This is a genomic window from Blautia sp. OF03-13 (assembly GCF_003460685.1).
GTDB classification, from domain to species: Bacteria; Bacillota; Clostridia; order Lachnospirales; family Lachnospiraceae; genus Fusicatenibacter; species Fusicatenibacter saccharivorans.
In genome coordinates this window covers 25,195-31,267 of record NZ_QTVR01000026.1, presented here as the reverse complement: position 1 = coordinate 31,267, position 6,073 = coordinate 25,195, and the positions used below count along the sequence as shown (strand labels likewise).

Annotated in this window: 4 protein-coding genes and 2 pseudogenes; 4 read left to right on the top strand and 2 right to left on the bottom strand. The window is 51.3% G+C overall.

What is annotated here, in order from left to right:
- Positions 1-127: 127 nt before the first annotated feature.
- A pseudogene (locus DXA55_RS19405) lies at positions 128-1,013 on the bottom strand (DegV family protein).
- A 206-nt stretch (positions 1,014-1,219) separates the two neighbouring features.
- On the opposite strand from DXA55_RS19405, the gene udp reads away from it, so the two are divergent.
- Both udp and DXA55_RS15185 read left to right on the top strand, forming a co-directional pair.
- The gene (udp, locus tag DXA55_RS15190; RefSeq protein ID WP_022461023.1) at positions 1,220-1,996 is read left to right on the top strand and encodes a uridine phosphorylase; all 777 of its coding nucleotides are present in this window, start codon (positions 1,220-1,222) and stop codon (positions 1,994-1,996) included.
- A gap of 41 nt (positions 1,997-2,037) precedes the next feature.
- Positions 2,038-2,469, top strand: coding sequence for a cytidine deaminase (locus tag DXA55_RS15185; protein WP_117814561.1), 432 nt, complete (start codon positions 2,038-2,040; stop codon positions 2,467-2,469).
- 86 nt (positions 2,470-2,555) lie between these two features.
- On the opposite strand, the pseudogene DXA55_RS15180 reads toward DXA55_RS15185, so the two are convergent.
- Positions 2,556-4,015: pseudogene (locus DXA55_RS15180) on the bottom strand (DUF1846 domain-containing protein).
- Between the two features lie 574 nt (positions 4,016-4,589).
- On the opposite strand from DXA55_RS15180, the gene DXA55_RS15170 reads away from it, so the two are divergent.
- Together DXA55_RS15170 and DXA55_RS15165 are read left to right on the top strand one after the other, a co-directional pair.
- Positions 4,590-5,324 (top strand): DedA family protein, encoded by a 735-nt coding sequence (locus tag DXA55_RS15170; RefSeq protein WP_242998601.1) that lies wholly within the window; start codon positions 4,590-4,592, stop codon positions 5,322-5,324.
- 307 nt (positions 5,325-5,631) lie between these two features.
- Positions 5,632-6,051: a hypothetical protein gene (locus DXA55_RS15165; RefSeq protein WP_117509394.1), complete on the top strand. Its 420-nt coding sequence runs from the start codon at positions 5,632-5,634 to the stop codon at positions 6,049-6,051.
- The last annotated feature ends 22 nt before the right edge of the window (positions 6,052-6,073 follow it).

Below are 6,073 nucleotides of genomic sequence, written 5' to 3'. Positions count from 1 at the left end.
TTACTGCGTCACAGATTTTCGTCGTACCCCGGTACGCCTTCAAATCTGTTCCTTGCAATTCGCGCTCTGCAGCACTGCCTTTTTTGCATTATTTTCGGGTCTTGCTATAGATGGAAGTGCAGGAGAGTTAATCCACCCGTTCGTTCCCCCAGAAAAACAATGCCACGGTTCCCGGCCCTGTGTGGCTGCCGATGGTGGTTCCGATGTTGTTGATCTCGACTTTTCCGTTCAGATTGGGAAAGCGTTCCTCGATAAGATCCGCAACGGCCCGCGCATCGTCGTAGCAGGCGGACTGGGAAATGTAGCATTTGCCGGAGTAGGAGAGGCCGCCCTCGGCGTTTTCTTCCATCTGGTCGACGATTTTTTTGATGACTTTTTTCTTCGTACGGATTTTAAACCGCGGAATCAGACGGCCTCGTTGTCCATGTTGAGCAGCGGGCAGATGCCGAGGAGTCCGCCGATTGCGCCGGAGGCTTTGGAGATGCGGCCGCCGCGCACGTAGAAGGTGAGGTCCGTGGAGAAGAACCAGTGATGGACTTTGAGGCGGTTTTTCATCGCGAAATCGTAAACCTCTTCCAGCGGTTTTCCTTCATCGCGCAGGTCGGCAAGGCGGTCCATCAGAAGACCGTAGCCGGAGGAAGCGCCGAGGGAATCCACGATGAGGATTTTCCGTTCCGGGTAGCGCTCTTCAAGGTCGGCTTTGGCGATCATCGCGGAATTCAGTACACCGGAAATGCCGGAGGAGAGGCAGACGTGGAGAATGTCTTTGCCGTCCTGCAGGAATGTTTCAAAATAGGCTTCAAATTCATCGGCATTCACCTGGGATGTTTTCGTGGAAGCGCCGGCGGCCATGGCGGCATAGAACTGATCGAACGGCATGGATTTGCGAGATCATCCGCGTACTCGGTGTCATTTAATTTGTAATGGAAACAGATGTATGAGATTTCCCGTTTGGAGAAATGTTCTTCGGTAAGGTCTGCCGTAGAGCAGCAGCTGATGACATAGGAACTCATAAAATAATCCCTCCTCGTAAAAATGAAAGTAAGAACTCTGGTTTCTGTGCCTATTGTAGCATCTCGAATGGGAAAAGGCAACTGCGGAACGTGATTATATCCGTAATGAAAGGGAAAGCGAAATGGTGTCAAGCCTTGTATTTGCGGTGCGGCCTGTGGTAGAATAGAACTATGAGAATACGAAAATACGAAGGAGGTTTTTGCATATGCAGAATTATTCAGGAGAAGAAGGGCTGCAGTATCATCTGCAGATCCGAAAAGGCGATGTGGGACGGTATGTGATTCTGCCGGGAGATCCCAAACGGTGTAAAAAAATTGCAGCTTACTTTGAGAACCCGGTGCTCGTCGCAGACAGCCGGGAATTTGTGACTTATACGGGTGCTTTGGACGGTGTAAAGGTTTCCGTTACATCTACCGGCATCGGCGGTCCGTCGGCTTCCATCGCGATGGAAGAGCTGATCCAGTGCGGCGCCGATACGTTTATCCGCGTCGGAACATGCGGCGGTATGGCACTCGATGTAGAGGGCGGCGATATCGTGGTGGCAACGGGAGCGATCCGTGCGGAGGGAACGTCAAAGGAATACGCACCGATCGAGTTCCCGGCAGTCGCAGACCTTACCGTGACGAATGCGCTGGTGCAGGCGGCAAAGAATCTTGGGAAAAAATGGCATGCGGGCGTGGTACAGTGCAAGGATTCCTTCTACGGCCAGCACGACCCGGAGCAGATGCCGGTCGGCGATGAGCTGCTGAAAAAATGGGATGCGTGGATGAAACTTGGATGCAAAGCGTCAGAGATGGAATCGGCGGCACTCTTTATCGTGGCAAGTGCCCGCGGCGTCCGTGCCGGATCGGATTTTCTTGTGATGGGAAATCAGGAGAGAGTGAAACGCGGCATGGAGAACCACATTACGCACGATACGGAAGGTGCGATTCAGGTAGCCATCGAGGCACTGCGGATTCTGATCCGGGAAGATCAGAAATAAGAAAGAAAAAATAAGGGGATACTGGAAAGGGGATGCTGGATATGAAACAGGAAATCAGTACAGAAATAAAACAGGAGCTGGTAAAACAGGCTCTGGCAGCGCGGAAATTTGCGTATGTGCCGTATTCGAAATTCCGCGTAGGCGCGGCGGTTCTGGCAAAGAATGGAGCGATTTATACCGGTTGCAACATTGAAAATGCGGCGTATACACCGACAAACTGCGCGGAGCGCACCGCGGTCTTCAAAGCCGTATCCGAGGGCATAACGGAATTTGACGCGATCGCCGTCTGCGGCGGCCCGGGAGAGGCAGAGCCGGAGGATTTCTGCACACCGTGCGGTGTCTGCCGTCAGGTGCTGCGGGAATTCGTTGATCCGAACAAATTTCTCGTCCTTCTCTGCAAGGGCGACGGTTCCTGGAAAGAAATGACACTCGAGGAGCTGCTGCCAATGGGATTCGGAAAAGAAAATTTATAAACAGAAGCCGGAAAAGAAAAAATCCAGGGCAGGTACGGAAAGTACCGTATGCCCTGGATTTTTTATGTCCAAGATATAAAAATTATTTACTGAAATTTCGGCTCACAGGTCAGATCGCATCCCAGACGCTGGAACATTTTGCGGTCCACATCGGAGAGCATAACGCTGGAGTGCACCTGGCAGCCCTTTAACTGCGGCAGGCAGGAGAGTGCTTTCTGTGCATCCTCGCTCTGTGCAGCAGTAGCAGACAGCGCAATCAGAACCTCGTCGGTATGAAGACGCGGGTTCTTGCTTCCGAGGTACTTGGTTTTCAGGGTCTGGATCGGAGCGATGGATTCCGGTGAGAGAACATGTACGTCATGGTCGATGCCGGAGAGCTCTTTTAATGCATTCAGCAGAAGCGCCGCGCTCGATCCGAGCAGATCGCCGGTCTTTCCGGTGATGACGCGTCCGTCCGGCAGTTCCATGGCAGCAGCCGGTGCGCCGGTCGCCTCGGCACGGACAAGAGCCGGGGAAACGGTGGTACGGTCTGCGGCAACGATGTTTTCCTGTTTCATCAGAAGCTCGATTTTGTAAGCCTCAGTCTCGGAGCGGGAGCCGTCTGCGATACCGTCCACAGCAGTGTAGTAGCGGCGGATGATCTCCTGACGGGAAGCCTCACGGCATGCCTCATCATCAATGATACAGTTTCCGGCCATGTTGACGCCCATGTCAGTCGGGGATTTGTACGGGCTCTCGCCGAAGATCTGCTGGAAGATCGCACGCAGAACCGGGAAAATCTCGACATCACGGTTGTAGTTGACGGTTGTCACGCCGTATGCCTCGAGGTGGAACGGGTCGATCATGTTGACATCGTTCAGATCGGCGGTAGCAGCCTCGTAAGCCAGGTTGACCGGGTGCTTCAGCGGCAGATTCCAGATCGGGAAGGTCTCGTATTTTGCATAGCCGGCGTTTACACCGCGTTTGTGCTCATGGTAGAGCTGGGAAAGGCAGGTTGCCATCTTTCCGCTTCCCGGTCCCGGCGCGGTAACGACAACGAGCGGACGGGTTGTCTCGATGTACTCGTTCTTTCCGTATCCCTCATCGCTCACGATCAGCGGCACATTATGCGGGTAGCCCGGAATCGTGTAGTGAATGTAAACCGGGATGCCGAGCTTCTGCAGTCTCTTCTTGAAAGCGTCTGCACTGTGCTGTCCGGAATACTGCGTGATGACAACACTGCCGACATAGAGGCCGCGTCCGCGGAACTCATCAATCAGGCGGAGCACGTCGCTGTCATAGGTGATGCCGAGGTCGCCGCGGATTTTGTTTTTCTCAATATCGGCTGCGGAAATCGCCATTACGATCTCAGCCTGGTCGGAGAGCTGCATCAGCATGCGCAGTTTGGCGTCCGGTGCAAAGCCGGAAGAACGCGGGATGCGTGGAAATCGTCGAACAGCTTTCCGCCGAATTCCAGATACAGCTTGTTGTCAAACTGGTTGATGCGGTCGCGGATGTGCTCGGACTGCATTTTCAGGTATTTTTCATTGTCAAATCCAATTTTCATGGTATTTTTCTCCCTTTTTTCCATGGTATTTGTTTGAAAGAAACGGATCATTCCTGCAGGGATGATGCAAAGTTTTCCCCATTGGGTTCTGAAGAGTTACAAACAACTGATTTTATTTTACTATAGAGAAAAGTCACGTGCAAGAAAAAAATGCGGCAGGAATAGAAGCGATTCAGAAAAAGCACTCCTTCGCGCAAGCATGATTCGCGATTTTTCCGGAATTTCGCATGGATCTGAATCGTTACAAAAAAAATCTCCCCAAAAGGAGAGAGGCCGGGACTTGGTTGAAGCCCCGGCGGTATGAAAAAGAAATCTATCTATTAGAAAGGTTGGCGTTGGAGACGTGCTTCCAGAAATGCTTTGCCGTCTCCGGTTTATTTATAGAGAAACAATGGAGGTTGTTTTTTACTTCCTTTGTTGTTGATAAGATTAGTATACGGGAAAATTGTGACCAGAATGTGTACACGGGATAAAGCTTTTCTGAAGAGAACATGAAAACAAAAGGAAGAAAATCTGACGGAATTGTAAAGAAGTAGTCAAAAAGGATTCATGCACCGTGGAAAAGGCGCATAAAATGCAGGAGAAGAAAAAGAGCATTTCCGGCAGGAAAACCGATAAGACCGGAAAACCGGCTATCTGGCAGCTGCGGGGAAGAGGTTTCTATGCCGGAAATGAAAAGGAAGAGAAAAATTTGCAGAGCGTGATTCTGGATATGGTCAACCGTTTTGGCTATCTTGGTATTCTGATTCTGATTGCGGTGGAAAATGTATTTCCACCGATTCCCTCCGAGGTGATTCTGACCTTTGGCGGTTTTCTGACAACGTGTACTCGGCTGCACCCGGCGGGGGTTGTGCTGGCATCTACGGCGGGCTCACTGCTTGGCGCGCTGGTGCTGTACGGAGCCGGAACCCTCGTCAGCCCGGAAGGGCTTGCCGAGCTGCTCGAGAGCCGGCCGATGAAGCTTCTGGGGTTTCGGGCAGAGGATGCCTGGAAGACCATTGCCTGGTTTCAGAAAAAGGGGCAGCGGGCTGTGCTGCTCGGCCGATGCATTCCGATTATCCGAAGTCTCATCTCGGTTCCGGCCGGCATGGCGGGGATGAAGATGCCGGGATTTCTGCTATATACCATAGTCGGGAGTACGGTCTGGAATCTTCTTCTGGTTGGCATCGGTGCAGCGGTCGGCGCTGCATGGGAGCAGGTGGCAGAATATGTGAAGCTATATGCGGATGTGGTTTTCCTTATTTTAATGGTGGGAACCGTATGCTTTCCGGCATTCCATTTATATAGGAAGAAACACCGTCAAAAATAATAGGATGCATGAAATCATGCATGATATGCAAAAAATATGCTTGCAATTTAGCAATAAGTGTGCTAAGATTCATCTCAACAAATAAAAGGGAGTAGCGAAACGCCGCGGGATCTGAAATAAAAACATCCCGTGCGGGTTTGAAACCGTCAGCCGATGTTGAGAAACATCCGTATCAAATGAGAACGCAAGACTTTTATTGTGGCAGATGTCATGATAGGAGTCTTTTTTTATCCTTCGACTCCTGAATACCAAACATGAACTGCCATCCGTTGCCAGCGAAAGAAGCGTGGCGGAGAGAGAGGAATGTATGAGCAGCCAAAGAGTAAAAAAAGAATTGTACGAAACTGCAATGACAGGAGAAAAGGCACTGACCAGCCTGATGTATGTACAGATGACACTGTATGCAGCAAAAAGCCAGAAAACGTATGCCAGGGTGCGAAGCGAGGGGCGTGCAAGGATGCGCCACACGGGGCTTCATATGAATCAGTATTTAAGAGCGGCAGGAAAGGATCTGGAAAGCTTTCGAAACCGTCTGAAAGAGACACATCTGCCGGAAGAGCTTCAGTCAAAGGCAGAAACATTTCTGGTCCAGACGGTACATGCGCTGGATGTGACGGAGAAAAAACAGATGTACCGCAGGGAACTGATCGGGATGGAAGAGAAAGTAAAGGAAACAGCAGAACAGATCGAGGAGCTGCTGAAAAGCATGCGGGAGCTTGGAGTATAAGTCACCGTCTGGCAGGCTCTGC

Coding starts and splice junctions, on each gene's coding strand:
- udp (WP_022461023.1), top strand. CDS start 1,220: ATGCAGAATTATTCAGGAGAAGAAGGGCTGCAGTATCATCTGCAGATC.
- DXA55_RS15165 (WP_117509394.1), top strand. CDS start 5,632: ATGAGCAGCCAAAGAGTAAAAAAAGAATTGTACGAAACTGCAATGACA.
- DXA55_RS15185 (WP_117814561.1), top strand. CDS start 2,038: ATGAAACAGGAAATCAGTACAGAAATAAAACAGGAGCTGGTAAAACAG.
- DXA55_RS15170 (WP_242998601.1), top strand. CDS start 4,590: ATGCAGGAGAAGAAAAAGAGCATTTCCGGCAGGAAAACCGATAAGACC.